The 14,188-nt window shown below is 53.0% G+C and carries 13 protein-coding genes; 8 read left to right on the top strand and 5 right to left on the bottom strand.

Going from position 1 to position 14,188, the window contains the following annotated elements:
- Positions 1-7: 7 nt before the first annotated feature.
- The gene (locus tag ACZYR9_RS14205; RefSeq protein WP_488979151.1) at positions 8-784 is read left to right on the top strand and encodes an SDR family NAD(P)-dependent oxidoreductase; all 777 of its coding nucleotides are present in this window, start codon (positions 8-10) and stop codon (positions 782-784) included.
- A gap of 49 nt (positions 785-833) precedes the next feature.
- Here ACZYR9_RS14205 and ACZYR9_RS14200 read toward each other — a convergent pair whose 3' ends face one another.
- A complete protein-coding gene (locus tag ACZYR9_RS14200; protein WP_488979150.1) occupies positions 834-1,091 on the bottom strand; it encodes a DUF2573 family protein in 258 nt (85 codons plus the stop codon).
- A gap of 187 nt (positions 1,092-1,278) precedes the next feature.
- On the opposite strand from ACZYR9_RS14200, the gene ACZYR9_RS14195 reads away from it, so the two are divergent.
- Positions 1,279-2,079: an alpha/beta hydrolase family protein gene (locus ACZYR9_RS14195; RefSeq protein WP_488979223.1), complete on the top strand. Its 801-nt coding sequence runs from the start codon at positions 1,279-1,281 to the stop codon at positions 2,077-2,079.
- 78 nt (positions 2,080-2,157) lie between these two features.
- On the opposite strand, the gene ACZYR9_RS14190 is transcribed toward ACZYR9_RS14195, so the two are convergent.
- Positions 2,158-2,817, bottom strand: coding sequence for an MOSC domain-containing protein (locus ACZYR9_RS14190; RefSeq protein WP_488979149.1), 660 nt, complete (start codon positions 2,815-2,817; stop codon positions 2,158-2,160).
- A gap of 149 nt (positions 2,818-2,966) precedes the next feature.
- On the opposite strand from ACZYR9_RS14190, the gene ACZYR9_RS14185 reads away from it, so the two are divergent.
- Entirely contained in the window at positions 2,967-4,355 is a 1,389-nt protein-coding gene (locus ACZYR9_RS14185) for a DEAD/DEAH box helicase (RefSeq protein WP_488979148.1), read from the top strand.
- Positions 4,356-4,383: 28 nt separating this feature from the next.
- Positions 4,384-4,923, top strand: coding sequence for a hypothetical protein (locus ACZYR9_RS14180; protein WP_488979147.1), 540 nt, complete (start codon positions 4,384-4,386; stop codon positions 4,921-4,923).
- Positions 4,924-4,982: 59 nt separating this feature from the next.
- Here the strand turns inward: ACZYR9_RS14180 and ACZYR9_RS14175 are convergent, their stop codons facing one another.
- The gene (locus ACZYR9_RS14175; RefSeq protein WP_488979146.1) at positions 4,983-6,614 is read right to left on the bottom strand and encodes an FAD-dependent oxidoreductase; all 1,632 of its coding nucleotides are present in this window, start codon (positions 6,612-6,614) and stop codon (positions 4,983-4,985) included.
- Positions 6,615-6,947: 333 nt separating this feature from the next.
- Between ACZYR9_RS14175 and ACZYR9_RS14170 the strand changes: the two genes are divergently transcribed.
- Positions 6,948-8,210, top strand: coding sequence for an S-layer homology domain-containing protein (locus ACZYR9_RS14170; RefSeq protein ID WP_488979145.1), 1,263 nt, complete (start codon positions 6,948-6,950; stop codon positions 8,208-8,210).
- 177 nt (positions 8,211-8,387) lie between these two features.
- A complete protein-coding gene (gene ilvA, locus ACZYR9_RS14165) occupies positions 8,388-9,641 on the top strand; it encodes a threonine ammonia-lyase IlvA (RefSeq protein WP_488979144.1) in 1,254 nt (417 codons plus the stop codon).
- A gap of 66 nt (positions 9,642-9,707) precedes the next feature.
- Here the strand turns inward: ilvA and ACZYR9_RS14160 are convergent, their stop codons facing one another.
- Positions 9,708-11,015, bottom strand: coding sequence for an aminotransferase class I/II-fold pyridoxal phosphate-dependent enzyme (locus tag ACZYR9_RS14160; protein ID WP_488979143.1), 1,308 nt, complete (start codon positions 11,013-11,015; stop codon positions 9,708-9,710).
- Positions 11,016-11,214: 199 nt separating this feature from the next.
- Here ACZYR9_RS14160 and ACZYR9_RS14155 point away from each other — a divergent pair, with 199 nt between their 5' ends.
- Together ACZYR9_RS14155 and kduI are read left to right on the top strand one after the other, a co-directional pair.
- On the top strand, positions 11,215-11,994 hold the full coding sequence (locus ACZYR9_RS14155) for a DeoR/GlpR family DNA-binding transcription regulator (RefSeq protein ID WP_488979142.1): 780 nt from the start codon (positions 11,215-11,217) through the stop codon (positions 11,992-11,994).
- A 111-nt stretch (positions 11,995-12,105) separates the two neighbouring features.
- Entirely contained in the window at positions 12,106-12,939 is an 834-nt protein-coding gene (kduI, locus tag ACZYR9_RS14150) for a 5-dehydro-4-deoxy-D-glucuronate isomerase (protein WP_488979222.1), read from the top strand.
- Between the two features lie 75 nt (positions 12,940-13,014).
- On the opposite strand, the gene glsA is transcribed toward kduI, so the two are convergent.
- Positions 13,015-13,965: a glutaminase A gene (glsA, locus tag ACZYR9_RS14145; protein ID WP_488979141.1), complete on the bottom strand. Its 951-nt coding sequence runs from the start codon at positions 13,963-13,965 to the stop codon at positions 13,015-13,017.
- Between the last annotated feature and the right edge of the window lie 223 nt (positions 13,966-14,188).

Raw genomic sequence — 14,188 nt, 5'->3', positions numbered from 1 at the left:
ACACACAATGGATTTTCAAGGAAAAATCGTAGCGATTACCGGCGCTTCCAGCGGTATAGGGGCGATGATGGCGCGGATGCTTGCGGCCCGGGGGGCCGTTCCGATTCTGATGGCGCGTTCGGAGCAGAAGCTGACGGAGATCGCCTCTACTATAAAAGGTCCGCACGGCGTATACTTGCTTGATGTAACCTCCGGGGAACAGGTAGCCAAGACCATGGAGCGGGTGATCGCCGAGCACGGCCGTATCGATATATTGATCAATAATGCCGGATACGGCGTGTTCGAAGCGTTCTTGGATGCGGATTTGTCTGAAATCGAGAGCATGATGGACGTCAACTATATGGGGGTCGTCCGCTGTACCAAGGCGGTGCTGCCGCACATGCTCAAGCAGGGCGGCGGTCACATTGTGAACATTGCCTCCATGGCGGGCAAGATCGGATCGGCCAAATCCAGCGGATATTCAGCCTCGAAGCATGCGGTGCTGGGCTTTACCAACTGCCTGCGACAGGAGCTTGTCGGCACCGGCATTCATCTGACGGCGATCAATCCGGGGCCGATTGACACACCGTTCTTCGACCGGGCCGACCCGACCGGGCATTACGTGAATAATATCAGATGGTTTATGCTGAAGCCCAAGCAGGTGGTCATGAAGGTGCTCACGGCGATCGAGCGCCGAACGCCGGAAGTGAATTTGCCGTTTATGGCTGCTTTCGGAGTGAAGCTGTACCAGCTGTTTCCGCGCTTGTTCGATCGGATCGCATTTAAGCTGTTGAATAAAAAGTAGGCGGAAACCAAGGACGGTATTGATTATGGCAGCAGCGGGCGGACGCTTGTTATTCCTGCTTTTGATTCTCGGCTTTCAGCTTGAGATTGAGGTCGCGCACTTCCTCGAACAGCTTGCGGATGTCGGCTTTCCCCTCGGGATGCAGCTGATTCCAATGACTGGCCAAGGCAGGCATGGTTTTATGTATGTGGTTATATATCGCCCAAACCTTGATTTTCTCCACCGTTTCGGGGGAGACATCGCCGGTGAGCAGCTCGGAGAACTTTTCTAAGAGTCCGTCGAACTCTTCTGTAAAACGTGAATTCATTGAATTTCCACCTTTCCGGTCATAATACATCATAGTTTATCTTGAAGATACCCTAGTGTCAAAAACGGAGTGAACAGTCATGCAAACCAATAGGCAAGGGACTACAGAGAGCGAGGAGGTGAAGCCGGCGGCCCGGGAAAAGATACCGACTGCCGAAGAAGCATGCACGGGCGTCTGGGAGGATGGCATGCTGGTAGAGCGTGAACCGTTGCGAAGCCAGGCCAAAGGGATCAAGCTTTATCTGCTAACCTACATCAGTCAGGGCTTGAAGGTCAAGGGCTATTTGGCTGTTCCCGAAGCTGGGGCTCCTGGACCGGGACTGCTCTACTGCCGCGGTGGAATCCGCAAGGTCGGCATGGTGCGTAAAAGGCGTATCTTCTCTTTGGCGAGGCGGGGGTACGTGGTGTTCGCTCCTTTTTATCGCGGAAATGAAGGCGGGGAAGGCCGGGAGGACTTCGGCGGAGAGGACCGTTTCGACGTCTATCATGCGGTTAAGCTCATGCAGTCTTTACCGGAAATGGTGCCTGGTCCGGTGCCGTTGATCGGCTTCTCCAGAGGAGCGATCATGGCGATGCAGGCGGCTAAGGAATGCCCTGAGGTCGGTCCTGTCGTCGTCTGGGGCGGTGTGAGCGACTTGTTCGATACCTACGAAGAGCGTGTGGATCTAAGACGGATGCTCAAAAGGGTGGTGGGACACCCGAGAAAGCAGGCGGATGCGTATGAACGGCGTTCGCCGGTGTTTTGGATTGAACAGGTGAAGGTGCCTGTGATGATCGTGCATGGAATGAATGACATGCAGGTCAGCGTATCCCACGCGCGCAAGCTCGCCGGGGCATTGGAACGGGCGGGGAAAGACTATGCGATGGAGCTGTACGAAGGCTTGGAGCACCGATTTCCGAAGGAGGACGACGAGCGCGCACTCGATGCCGTCTTCGCCTGGATAAAACGTAAACAGGAAGAGCTGAACCGCTCGAGATTCAGAGAGTAAAGAGGGCAGACACCTGCACAGCCTGTGCAAAAAGTGCAGGTGTTTTTTCATGGCCTCAAGGCTTGGCATGGCTTCTTCTTACGAATCGCCGCTTTGTTGACCTTCGAGCCTTGCGCGAAACGTATCCTTCCATGCGCTAGACAGCTCTTCGACTTGCAGCAGCTCCTCCATGGCCCTGCGGTTCGTTTTTTCCTGATACATAATGCGGTTGGCGTAAGCGATCGTGATTGGATTCGGGAGCCGGCCGATGGGAAGGAGTCCGTTTTCTTTACTCACGAGGCCTTCCTCCAGAACCCTGAAATAATACCCTGTATACCCGGTATTTTGAACCAGCAGGGGCAAATCGGGTCTGTCCAGTTTGACCGAGAGCTTAAAGCACGGCTGACGCGGCTGGCTGACTTGAACGACCGCCTCTCCTAAACGGAAGGTGTCTCCGATACAAATGTACTCCTCGGTTAACCCGCGGACGGTCAAATTTTCTCCGAAGGCTGCAGGCGGCAACGCCCGACCCATCACGGACTCCCAGTAAGCATAATGCTCATGCGGGTATACGCAAACGGCTTTATCCGGTCCCCCATGATGGATAAGGTCCGCTTGACCGTCTCCCTCCCAATGCAGCCGGGTCAAAAAAACAGGTTCTGCGGCAGGAGTTTTGTAGATGCCCGTAAGGAGATCTTTCTTTTGATAGGAAACGATCTTGGGCTGTCCTGTGTTAATGGAAACGATATCGATGCTCATGGGAACCTTCCTTCCTTGTACTTAGGGGTATTATATCCCGCTTGTCCGGCATGATCAATTTCATTTTTACCGGCAGGACGATTCGTAAGAGAAATTGGCGGTACAATTTGGTATACTAAGAAAACGAAAGACGTAGAAGGGATGATGGAATGAATACGGGCTTTGCTTCTTTACATATTGCTCCGGCTTATGTCAAACGGCTGCAGGAGCTGGAAATCACTGAGCCTTCGCAGATTCAGGCGGAGGCGATCCCCATTGCGCTGCAAGGAAAGGATCTTGTCGCCCAGTCGCAAACCGGAACGGGGAAGACACTTGCTTATTCACTGCCGCTGCTGCACAAGGTCGACGAATCGGTGCGGGAAGTGCAGGCACTGGTGCTCGTGCCGACGCGAGAGCTTGGCATGCAGATTGTCAAAACGCTGGAGGACTTAACAAAAGACAGCGAGATTCGCGTACAGCAGCTGATCGGAGGGGCTTCGATCGAGCGCCAGATCGATAAGCTTAAGCTGAAGCCCCAGATCGTAGTCGGGACTCCCGGCCGCGTGTATGAGCTCGTCAAGCTGAAAAAATTGAAGCTTCACGGGATTCGCACGGTCGTTGTTGACGAGGTAGACCAGGTGTTCGAGCTTGGTTCAATGCAGGAGGTCGAAGCGCTGTTTAAAGGCATGCTCCGCGACCGGCAGCTGCTGTTCTTCTCGGCTACGTTTCCGGCACCGCTTCAGAACGTGATCGACCGCTGGATGAATGATCCGGTTTATGTGCGCGTCAATCCGGCACAGCGTACGTCAGAGACGCTCGAGCATCTGTATTTCGTCTGCGAGGAGCGGGATAAGATCGACACGCTGCGCAGGCTCGTCCGGTTATATAACCCGAAGGCCGCCATCGTGTTTATCAACGAGACGGATGATATCGGAGAAGCGGTAGCCAAGCTGCAGTATGTCGGCTTGTCCGTGGAGGGTCTGTACGGAGAAGCGTCCAAGCAGGACCGGGCCAATGTCATGCAGGCGTTTCGGTCGGGCAAATTCCAGCTGCTGCTGGCTACCGATGTTGCTGCACGCGGTCTGGACCTGCCGCAGGTGACGCATGTCATTAATCTGGATCCGCCGGTGGATGCAGACCATTATGTACATCGCGTGGGTCGTACGGGCCGGATGGGGCGCAAGGGATTGGCTTTGTCGATCATTACGCCGCGGGAGCAGTTCATCATAAACAAGTTTGAGAAGACCCTTGGGATTGAAATTGAACACAAAGCGATGTATCAAGGTAAAGTGATCGATCCGAAGCAAGAGAGGGGACCGCGGCGGGTAGTCAAAAGCCCTGCAGAGCGTAAAGGGCCAGGCGGAGAAGCCGCGCCGGCGGAGCGCCGGAATGCTCAAGGCGGCGGAGCGGGTCAGGGCAAGCCTGCGAGGGCCAGTGCGAAAGGGACGCCGGAACAGCAGAAGGCCCCTAAAAGGAAGCCGGAGAGGGAGCGCGACCGAAAAAATAAAGGCGCGCCAAAGTGGCTGAAGGAAAAGCAGCAGGGGAACCCGAAGCCGTAACGAAAGACCGGGGCGGTGATGTTTTCAAGTGAGTGTGTTCATCAAGCGTTTGGCGGCGTTGGCCATTATTTTGGCCATGCTTGCTGCGGGTGCGGCATGGTACGTTCGTCCGGCCGAACCGCTCGATCTGTCTTATGCACCGTTGGATTTGGGGGATAAGCTGACGGCGATGCTGATGGCCCGAAAACTGGAATTGGTTTTGACCGAACATGAGGTGAACGACCTGTTGAAGCAGGCACTCGCCAGGAGAGCTGAGCTGCGCCCGGGCATAACGGTAACGGGAGCTGCATTTGCGCTGAGGGAAGAGCGGCTGTCCGCTGACGTAAACATCCTCGTCGGGCGGCGGCTTGAGGCAGGAACCAAGCTGCGGTTTGAGCTGGGCTGGAAGGAGCCTTATTTGACGGCGCTGCATACCGGCACTCAAATCCGCGGGTTATCTGTTCCGCTTGGGTGGTTTCGGCTCAGCCCGCTGCAAATCCATCTGAACGACTATTTACCGAAGCATGTGAGCATTCGTGAGATAGCTTTTGAGGACTCCACGGTTAAGTTAAGCTTTGCTATCCGATAAAACAAATAAAACAAATAACGGACCCGTCGGGGTCCGTTATTTGTTTAGTGAATCTGCGGCTACTTCCGCTTCTTCACGTATTGTGCATAGACGATCTCGCCCGTATCCAGCTTGGCGATTTCGTCCGGCGTCCAACCGGCGATCTTATTGTTGCCGGACACTCCGGTCAGCTTAATCGCATATTTGCTTGCAAGGTAGCTCTGCAGCGCCGGCATGTCGGATTCATTGACTTCGCGGAGCTTTTTTTTGCCTTGAATTTGTCCCAGAATGACACCGATCGATTCCGCAGCGAGACTGGTATTCGGTTGAATACGCGCGCTGCCGAAAGCGATCGCGGAGGCCCCGACGTTTTTGCCGGCCATAATCACGTTATCGTAATTTTTGAGCAGGAAGCTGCGCAGCGGCATCCCGTATTTGTCCGGCCGGCCCATCTCGATGCCCCACTTATTCGCACTGGTGCCCTGCAGATCAAGCGGATAGCCCCCGATGCTGACGTTATCCCAGAACATTTTGGCCCCCAGCATGTCCGACGGCTTGAGCACATAATCGGTTTCGTAGTGGTTATACTCGCGGATATACAAGTAGTTCGGGAAGCCGTTAAGCTCTGCTTTCTCCCAGCCTACGATGTTTTTGCGGAAATGCTCCAGGATGTGCGGAATTTCCTTTTGGCCCAGCTCCATCGCTTCAGCGACCGACTTGTCATCGGACGGATCGACGGTATAAATCAAGAACGCATTGATGATGACTTCACCGTCCCGCTGATGGACTGCATTCAGTCCGCGAAGGAAGACACGATCGTTGGTCGGCTTATATCGGCTGGTCATCCCCGTAAGTCCGATAGCATAGCTGTGATCGACTTGACCGTAACCGTACTTTTGGTTTCGCTCCTGCGTGGTCAAACTGTTGAAATGCTGTTGGAATTTCGTCCAATCGACGTTCTTGAACTTCATCATCATGCCGGAGCTCATATATTCAATTTGGCTTTGTCCATAGAACTTTTCCAGTCCCGGCAGACGGTTAACCTCAAGCTTGCTCGCCATCGCCGCATAATCGGTATTTTCTACCCAGTAAGAAGCTTCAATCCGTTTATGTTGCCCCTCCTTCGTCGTGTATTGAAGCGCTCCCACCCCATGAGCGCCAAACTGTCCCTGAAGCTGTTCTATGCTGTCGATTCGTATGCCTTGCTCTACAGGAATGCCTTGAATCAGTTTATCGAAATATTGCTCGAATTCATTAAGCTTGCGGATTTTGCCGCTGCGAAAACCGTCGAACAGCTCCTTCGCCCGTCCTTGAACCAGCAGGCGGCGCGCATCATCGCGGGTCTCGTCCAAAAAAAGCATCTCTCCCTGCAGCACTTGACCTCCGAAGGCATCGCGAGTGTCGAGAACCTTCACCTTGAGTCCTTCATCCGCTGCAGCGCGGGCTAAGTAGAGGCCCTCGAGCTCACTGCCGATGACGACGATATCTACCTGTTCTTTGGGAACAGAAGAGTTCGGATCCGGTTTCGAATGGGGTTGAGCCGATGCGTTGGAGGCGTTCCCATTCCCGGTTGACGATGCCGCCATATTCGTATTCGGAGAGCCTGCGTTCTTACCGCCGCCCCCGACCAAAGCATAGACCGACGCTATGACGACAAGAGACAGAACCGCCAGAAGGGCGGTCATTTTTTTTCTTTTCGCATTTCTTCCCAAACCGATTCGCTCCTTTATTGTTGCGGGATTCAAGCTCCTCATCCCCATCGTTTCTGCTGTCAAGTTTATCACTTTTGGAAAAGTTGAGCAAAAGCACCCCCACAAACATTTTTAGGGTGGCGAAATGATTTGGTGAAGCAAGGAACTCTTCGCGAAGGTTCTGAGATCATCCTCATAACGTAATCAATCGGTGACTTGCATGCAGACGCTTTACGAAGCGGCGTCCGGACAAGCGTAATCTAGCGCTGCGGTATGGATGCCGTTCGCCGGTCTCTTGTCCGAACGGTGTGGCTGCTGCCTGTCCAAAAACAAACTTTTAAAGGAGAATGACCGATGAACACGACATTTAAAAAGACTGTTGTTTCCGCATTGACTCTGGCTATGGTACTGGGTGGTTCTACCGCCGCATTCGCCGACGGCAAAGGTAAAGGACGCGATAAGGAGAAGGACGACGATCGCAATTGGAAAAATCAGTATGAGTCCCGCTTTGATTATAAGAACAATGATGAAAAATATGGAAACAACAACGACATCAACGTCAATATCAAATTGAGCTTTGACGACCTGAAAGGAAAAGACGTCGAGTGGGCGGCGCGCTACATAGCAAGCTTGGCATCCAAGCGCGTATTTGAAGGATATGAGGACGGTACGTTCCAGCCGCGGAAAACGATTTCCCGCATCGAAGCGATTACGGCAGCCGTTCGTTTGATGGGCCTTAGAGATCAGGCCGAATCCGATGCGGCGAAGCAGGCGAACCTGAACTTCAAAGACGCCGACAAAATTAAAGAAGACTACCCTTGGGCGACAGGCTATGTATCGGTAGCGCTTCAAAACGATCTGTTCTTGGAAACAGACGATAAGGTCGAGCCGAATAAACCGGCGGATCGTCTATGGGCGACGATGCTGCTTGTCAAAGCTTTGAAGCTTCAAGATGAAGCCAAAGCGAAAATGAATGCGCAGCTGCCTTTCAAGGATGCCAAACAAATTCCTGCAGGAGCAGTGGGTTACGTAGCAGTAGCATTGGAGAAAAATCTCATTGACGGTTATGAGGACAATACGTTCCGTCCGAACAAGCCGGTAACCCGTGCTGAGCTGGCAGCGCTGCTTGACCGTACAGGAACCCAATTGCCTGACCGTACTTCCGTGAGCGGGACAGTAAGCGCATCGGTATCCAATAACTTGCTTCCTATTAAATTAGAAAATAACACAACGGCGAATGTCGAGCTTGACGCCAATGCCTTTATTTTCCGCAATGGCGCCAAAGTAGCGGCAACCGAACTTCGTGCGGGAGATCAAGTTTTGATCCGCACTTATAGCGGAAAAGCCATTTATGTTGAAGTATTGAACCAATCAAATGACCCTGAGCAGAATGCCGACTTCACGGTCACTGGCACATTGAACAGCTACACCTTGAATTCCAAGGGCCAACTTGGCACCATTTCCATTAACCAGTCGGTCAACGGCGGAGTTCAGACGGCGGTATACGGCGTATCCACCGATCTGTATATTTCCGGTGATCTCAGCCTGCTGACTGCAGGCCGCTCGCTTGAGCTGAGAGGCAAAGCCCAAGTCGTAAACACCATCATTATTCGATAGATGACAGACTAAAGAAGAAAAAAGGTTGGAATTGCATCGTAAGTCCTTCATCCGGCGCCCGGCGCCTGGTTGAAGGGCTCTTCTTTTTTTGTCGGAATGAGGCAAGGGTAGACACGATTTTCTTAACGTGTATAATTAGTAGGAAATATGGTGACAAACGTTGGAGGAAGCGCCAAAATGAATGCACAACGCATCAAGCTCGAGGACATTATCGTGGCCAGCCATGTGCTGAAGGATGTCGTTCAGCACACCCCGCTGCAAAAAAATTTCATTTTGTCTGAGAAATACGGCTGTAACGTTTATTTGAAACGGGAGGATCTTCAGGTCGTCCGTTCGTTTAAAATACGCGGTGCCTATAATCTGATCCGCAGTCTTCCCGAGGAAAAGCTGCAAAGAGGCGTGGTGTGCGCGAGCGCCGGCAATCATGCGCAGGGTGTCGCTTATTCCTGCAAGACGCTGCAGATCCCGGGCAAAATTTTTATGCCGGCTACGACGCCGCGGCAGAAGATTTCGCAGGTAAAGCTGTTTGGCGGCCCGTTCGTAGAAATACTGCTGATCGGCGATACGTTTGACGATTCGCTGAGAGAGGCTTTAGCTTATTGCGATCGGGAAGATATGTCGTTTATTCATCCGTTCGATAACCCAAAGGTCGTAGCTGGGCAGGGAACGGTAGGCCTGGAGCTGATGAACGACATGCGGGAGGAGGCCGATTATGTGTTTGCAGGTATTGGCGGCGGCGGTCTGATTGCAGGAATCGGCACGTACATCAAAAGCATCAGCTCCACAACACGGGTGATTGGTGTTGAAGCTGCCGGGGCGCCCTCGATGCGGCAGTCGATTGATGATGGAGAGATTGTAACGCTGGGCGAGATCGACAAGTTCGTAGACGGTACGGCCGTCAAGCGGGTAGGCGAGATCAATTTCGACATCGCCCGTGAGGTAGTAGACGATATTGTTGTCGTTCCGGAAGGCAAGGTATGTACGACGATTCTCGAGCTGTACAACGAGAACGCGATCGTAGCCGAGCCCGCAGGGGCGCTTCCGGTTGCGGCACTGGAGTTCTACCGCGAGCAGATTGCGGGCAAGAACGTGGTGTGCGTCATCAGCGGCGGCAACAACGATATCGACCGGATGCAGGAAATTAAGGAACGGTCGCTTATTTACGAGGGCTTGAAGCATTACTTCATCGTCAATTTCCCTCAGCGAGCCGGGGCCCTGCGGGAATTTCTCGAGTATGTGCTGGGACCTAATGACGATATTACCCGATTTGAGTATACAAAGAAAACGAGCAAGGAGAACGGACCGGCCCTGGTCGGCATCGAGCTGAAGCATAAGGAGGATTACGGTCCTCTGATTGAACGGATGCAGCAAAGAGGCCTCCGTTTCAGTGAAATCAACAAGGATCCGAATTTGTTCAATTTGCTGATCTAATAAAAAAATCCAAGTCCGCTGCTCCTTGATGGAGCAGGGACTTGGATTTTTTTATAGGCTTTCCGATTATTTGGAGTTGAGCTTCTCGATATCCAGCACACCTTGGTAGATCGTTTCGAACAGTTCTTCAATATTCTCTTCCTCGATGCAGGAGAACGCTACACGAAGGTCTGTTTCGCCAAGTGCGATCGTGCCGATGCCGTATTGCTCCAGGAGATGGACGCGCAGGGTTTCGGCGTCAACGGTCTTCAGCTTCAGGCACATGAAATAGCCGGAATTAAACGGGTAGTATTCCCAGGCGCCGTCGAATTTACCGCTGTCGAGCAGCGCTTTGGTACGGTTGGCGCGGCCCTTCATGATTTCAAATTTCTCCTGCTTCTGCGCTTTGAAATCCGGAGATTGCAGTGCGTGCAGCACGAACGTTTGGGACGGATGCGGGCCGCTGGAGATCGTCGCGCGGATGATGCCCATCGTTTTCTGCTCAAGCGCAGCTAATGTGGCGTCGCTTTGGCCGGCATAGGTGATAAAGCCGACACGGAAGCCCCACACATATTCTTCCTTGGTGGCGCCGTCAATTTTGACAGACAGGACGCGCGGGTGCAGGTCGGCCAGATCTCCAGCCAGCGATTGCTGCAAGGAATCCTCGAAGAAGAGTCCGAAGTAGGCGTCGTCGGTCACGGCAACCACATTGATACCGGCTTCCGCGGCATCTTTGATGGCCGCCACGATCGTGCGTCCTTCTTCCGGTCCCGGCGTGTAGCCCGTGGGATTATTCGGGAAGTTCAACAAGACGATCGCTTTGCCTTTATCCTTCTGCGCCAGCAGGGCGTCGCGGAGTCCGTCCGCGTTAAATTTGCGTTCGCTGTTGTACAGCGGATAGTATACGAGCTCGGCACCGCGGCGAATGCCGAAGGTCAATTCATAGTTCTCCCAATTTTTGTCAGGGATGACAACGGCATCTCCCGGTCCGGCGAACAAGTCGGCTACGATGCTCAGCCCGTGCGTCAGCGCATTGGTTGCGATCGGGTTGCCGAGACCTTTGCCTTGAAGGGAGGGGTTTTCTTCCAGCATTTTGCTGCGCCAAGCGGCACGCAGCTCCGGTTTGCCGGCCGGCGGGGCATATTCATAAATGTCCTTGGGATTATAGGCGGACAAGGTATCCTGAATCACTTTGAGATGCATCGGTTGGCCTTTTTCGAGCGCCGTACCGATGGTAGCGTTGAATTTCTTGGCTTTGGCCTTCGCTTCTGCGGATTGGCTGAGAATGCCTACCTTAGGGAAATAGATTTGCTTGCCAAGATCGGAAAGCATGTCGAATACGTGTCGGTTTTCTTCCGCGATCGTTTCATTCAATTGGCGTGCAAGTGGATTCATTATGATTCTTCCTTCCATGTCTTCTTTTGGCATTAGTTCATATTATATCACTTTACCGCGGGAGCGTCACGGTGCTTTTTTACAAAATACGGGTGTCGGAAGAAACCATTTGGGCTGTTTTCAACGAAAGAATCTTGGTTTTGCCCGGAAAGCTGTGTTACGATGGGGGAAAGTATATTCGCACGAGCGGAGGAATCCGATGTCAGCCATCAAACGTTACGAAAGCATAATGGAGCTGCTGATAGCCCAACAAGAAGTGACCGTTGTCGAGCTTGCCGCCCGGCTTGGGGTAACGGGTAAAACGATTCGTCAGGATCTGGAGAAGCTGGAGGCCAAGGGACTGCTTCTGCGAACCCATGGCGGGGCGATCCTCGCAAATGAGGGATATTCCGGGTTGTTCCCCGACAAGATGCCGAACGGCAAACAGACGAATGAAAAATACGAGGCGGCCATGCGCGCGCTATCCTTCATTGAACCCAACGATATTATCGCACTGGACAGCGGCAGCACGACGCTGCAGATGGCCCGAATGCTTGACAATGAGCCGCTCACGGTCATCACAAACGATCTTTATATCATCAGCGAGTTAATCAAGAAGGATCAAATCCGGCTTGTCGTTCCAGGGGGCTTCCGCAGCCGGAATCTGTTGGTCAGCGAGGATCCGGGACGGTTTTTGGAGAAGCTGAACGTGCAGAAGGCCTTTCTCTCGACTACCGGGATTCACCAGGAGTACGGCTTTACCATCTTTACGCATATGCATATGGAGCAAAAGCAGGCGTTGATCCGTTCAGCCAAGCAGGTGTTTTGCGTCGCCGACAACAGCAAGTTCGATAAAGGTGCGCTCATCACGTTCGCCAAGCTTTCGGACATTCCAGTCATTATTACGGACAGCGGTTTGCCTGAAGAAACAGCGCAAAAATATACGTCGGCAGGCGTTCGTATCGAACAGGGAGATTCAAGGCATTCGAGAATACAATAAATTCATGTTCATTTATGTTCATTTTGGTTTATTAATTATTTATATATACTAAAATGAACGTTCGTATTATAATGGCAAGTGAATACGTTATCGGGAGGAATTCATATCATGATGGAAAACCGTTATGCGGCCAATCCGACAGATGCGAAATTATACGATACGGAACGCTTGCGCAAACAATTTTTGATGGAGGGATTATTTGTTCCCGGTCAGCTGAACATGGTATACAGTCACGTAGACCGCTTTATTACAGGGGGCGTAATCCCGGTAGAAGAGCCGGTGAAGCTGAAAGCCGGCAAGCACGATATCGGTGGGGATTATTTTCTCGAGCGCCGCGAGATCGGGATCATCAATATCGGCGCCCGGGGAAGCGTAACGGTAGACGGAACCGAGTACGGGCTGGACAATAAGGATGGCTTGTATGTCGGTCTCGGAAACAAGGAGGTATGGTTCAGAAGCGAGGACGCATTGAACCCGGCACGCTTTTATCTCAGCTCTACGCCTGCGCACAAAAATTATCCGACGGAAAAAGTGGCGGTCAGCCAAGCGGAACCGGCACATCTGGGCTCTCTCGCCAACTCCAATGAGCGCACGATCTATAAATATATCCACCTTAACGGCGTAAAGAGCTGCCAGCTCGTAATGGGTATGACGCTGCTGAAGCCGGGGAACATGTGGAATACGATGCCGAGCCACACGCATAACCGCCGTTCGGAAACGTATCTCTACTTCGATATGCCCGAAGATGGCGTAGTGTTCCATATGATGGGAGAATCCAACGAAACCCGCCATCTGATTGTCCGCAATGAGCAGGCGATTATCAGCCCCAGCTGGTCGATCCACAGCGGCGTCGGTACAAGCAATTATACGTTCATCTGGGCCATGGCCGGAGAAAATCAGGAATTTACCGACATGGATATGATCGCAATGCAGGACTTGAGATAAGCTGTAAGAAAGCAAAAAACACAAGCCCCCGCACTTTGGCGAACGGGACTTGTGTTTTTTTGTATTTTTCCGAGGCTAAAAAATACTCCAATCAAACTGCTCCGACAGCGTCTGCAGCAGGTGAACCCCTGCAGTGCTGTTGCCTTTGTCATTAAGCGCCGGACCGATCACGCCGATACCATAACGGCCGGGTACCAGCGCCATAATGCCGCCGGCTACGCCGCTCTTGGCCGGGATGCCGACACGGATGGCGAACTCCCCGGAGGCGTTGTACATGCCGCAGGAAAACATGAAGGTTTTGGCGATCTGCACGTAACGCCTCGGGATCAGCCGGCGTCCGGTCAGCGGGTCCGTGCCGTTCATGGCCAGCACCAGGGCCATTCGCGCCACGTGACGGCAGGTGACCTCAATCGAGCAGTGCTTAAAGTAAACGTCGAGGATGTCCTCTACGTCATCGGCTTCGCTAAGCACTTCGTTATCCTTCAGGAAATAGGCCAGCGACCGGTTGCGGTGGGCGGTAGACGACTCCGACCGATAGACGGCTTCGTTGTAAGTGAGCGAAGCGTCGTCGGCCAGCTCCCGGAAAAATGCGAGGATGCGTTCCGTTTTTTCCGCCGGTGTCGCTCCGTGAATCAAAGAGGAGACGGCAATGGCCCCGGCATTGATCAAGGGATTGAACGGTTTGCCCGGCTCCACCAGCTCCAGCTTGAGCATGGAGTTGAAGTCGTCGCCCGTCGGCTCCATGCCTACCCGCTGGAATACGCCTTCCTCGCCCCGATCCATTAAGGCAAGGAGCAGCGTAAACACTTTAGAAATACTCTGCAGGGTAAAGCGCAAGCCGCAGTCGCCTGCGGTCACTTCCCGTCCGCTGCCGTCCATTACGGTAATCCCGAGCGCATCGGCCGGGGCGAGAGCCAGCTCGGGTATATAGGAAGCCGGCTGGCCCTGGGACGTTACGCTCCGGCTCGATTCCAACCATTCAGGGAGCCTCTGTGCAAGTAAGTTCAATTCGGATTCGTTAGTCAAACAGATAACCTCCTTTTATATTAGAATAGCTTTTTTGCACATGAAAGAAAAGCTTCCATGGGGGAATCGGCAGCAACGGGTTATGAATCAGGGAAGTCGGAGGGGATGATCGCGTATTCCTCGCCGTCCTGCCCCAGCTTTGGTGGAGCCGTTCACCTTTGCTCAGTCGCTGTTTGAGCCGCATCCGGTCAAACTGCTCGAGCAAAAGGCGCTTGCCGCCTTT

This window comes from Paenibacillus sp. F024 (genome assembly GCF_057814255.1).
Note: the sequence above shows the minus strand (reverse complement) of the source record. Positions and strands in the feature narration are given on the sequence as shown.

What these genes read in the sequence shown, in the direction of transcription:
- ACZYR9_RS14170 (WP_488979145.1), top strand. Translation starts at nt 6,948, where the DNA reads ATGAACACGACATTTAAAAAGACTGTTGTTTCCGCATTGACTCTGGCT.
- ACZYR9_RS14155 (WP_488979142.1), top strand. Translation starts at nt 11,215, where the DNA reads ATGTCAGCCATCAAACGTTACGAAAGCATAATGGAGCTGCTGATAGCC.
- ACZYR9_RS14185 (WP_488979148.1), top strand. Translation starts at nt 2,967, where the DNA reads ATGAATACGGGCTTTGCTTCTTTACATATTGCTCCGGCTTATGTCAAA.
- ACZYR9_RS14200 (WP_488979150.1), bottom strand. Translation starts at nt 1,091, where the DNA reads ATGAATTCACGTTTTACAGAAGAGTTCGACGGACTCTTAGAAAAGTTC.
- ACZYR9_RS14190 (WP_488979149.1), bottom strand. Translation starts at nt 2,817, where the DNA reads ATGAGCATCGATATCGTTTCCATTAACACAGGACAGCCCAAGATCGTT.
- ACZYR9_RS14195 (WP_488979223.1), top strand. Translation starts at nt 1,279, where the DNA reads ATGCTGGTAGAGCGTGAACCGTTGCGAAGCCAGGCCAAAGGGATCAAG.
- kduI (WP_488979222.1), top strand. Translation starts at nt 12,106, where the DNA reads ATGGAAAACCGTTATGCGGCCAATCCGACAGATGCGAAATTATACGAT.
- ACZYR9_RS14160 (WP_488979143.1), bottom strand. Translation starts at nt 11,015, where the DNA reads ATGAATCCACTTGCACGCCAATTGAATGAAACGATCGCGGAAGAAAAC.
- ilvA (WP_488979144.1), top strand. Translation starts at nt 8,388, where the DNA reads ATGAATGCACAACGCATCAAGCTCGAGGACATTATCGTGGCCAGCCAT.
- ACZYR9_RS14205 (WP_488979151.1), top strand. Translation starts at nt 8, where the DNA reads ATGGATTTTCAAGGAAAAATCGTAGCGATTACCGGCGCTTCCAGCGGT.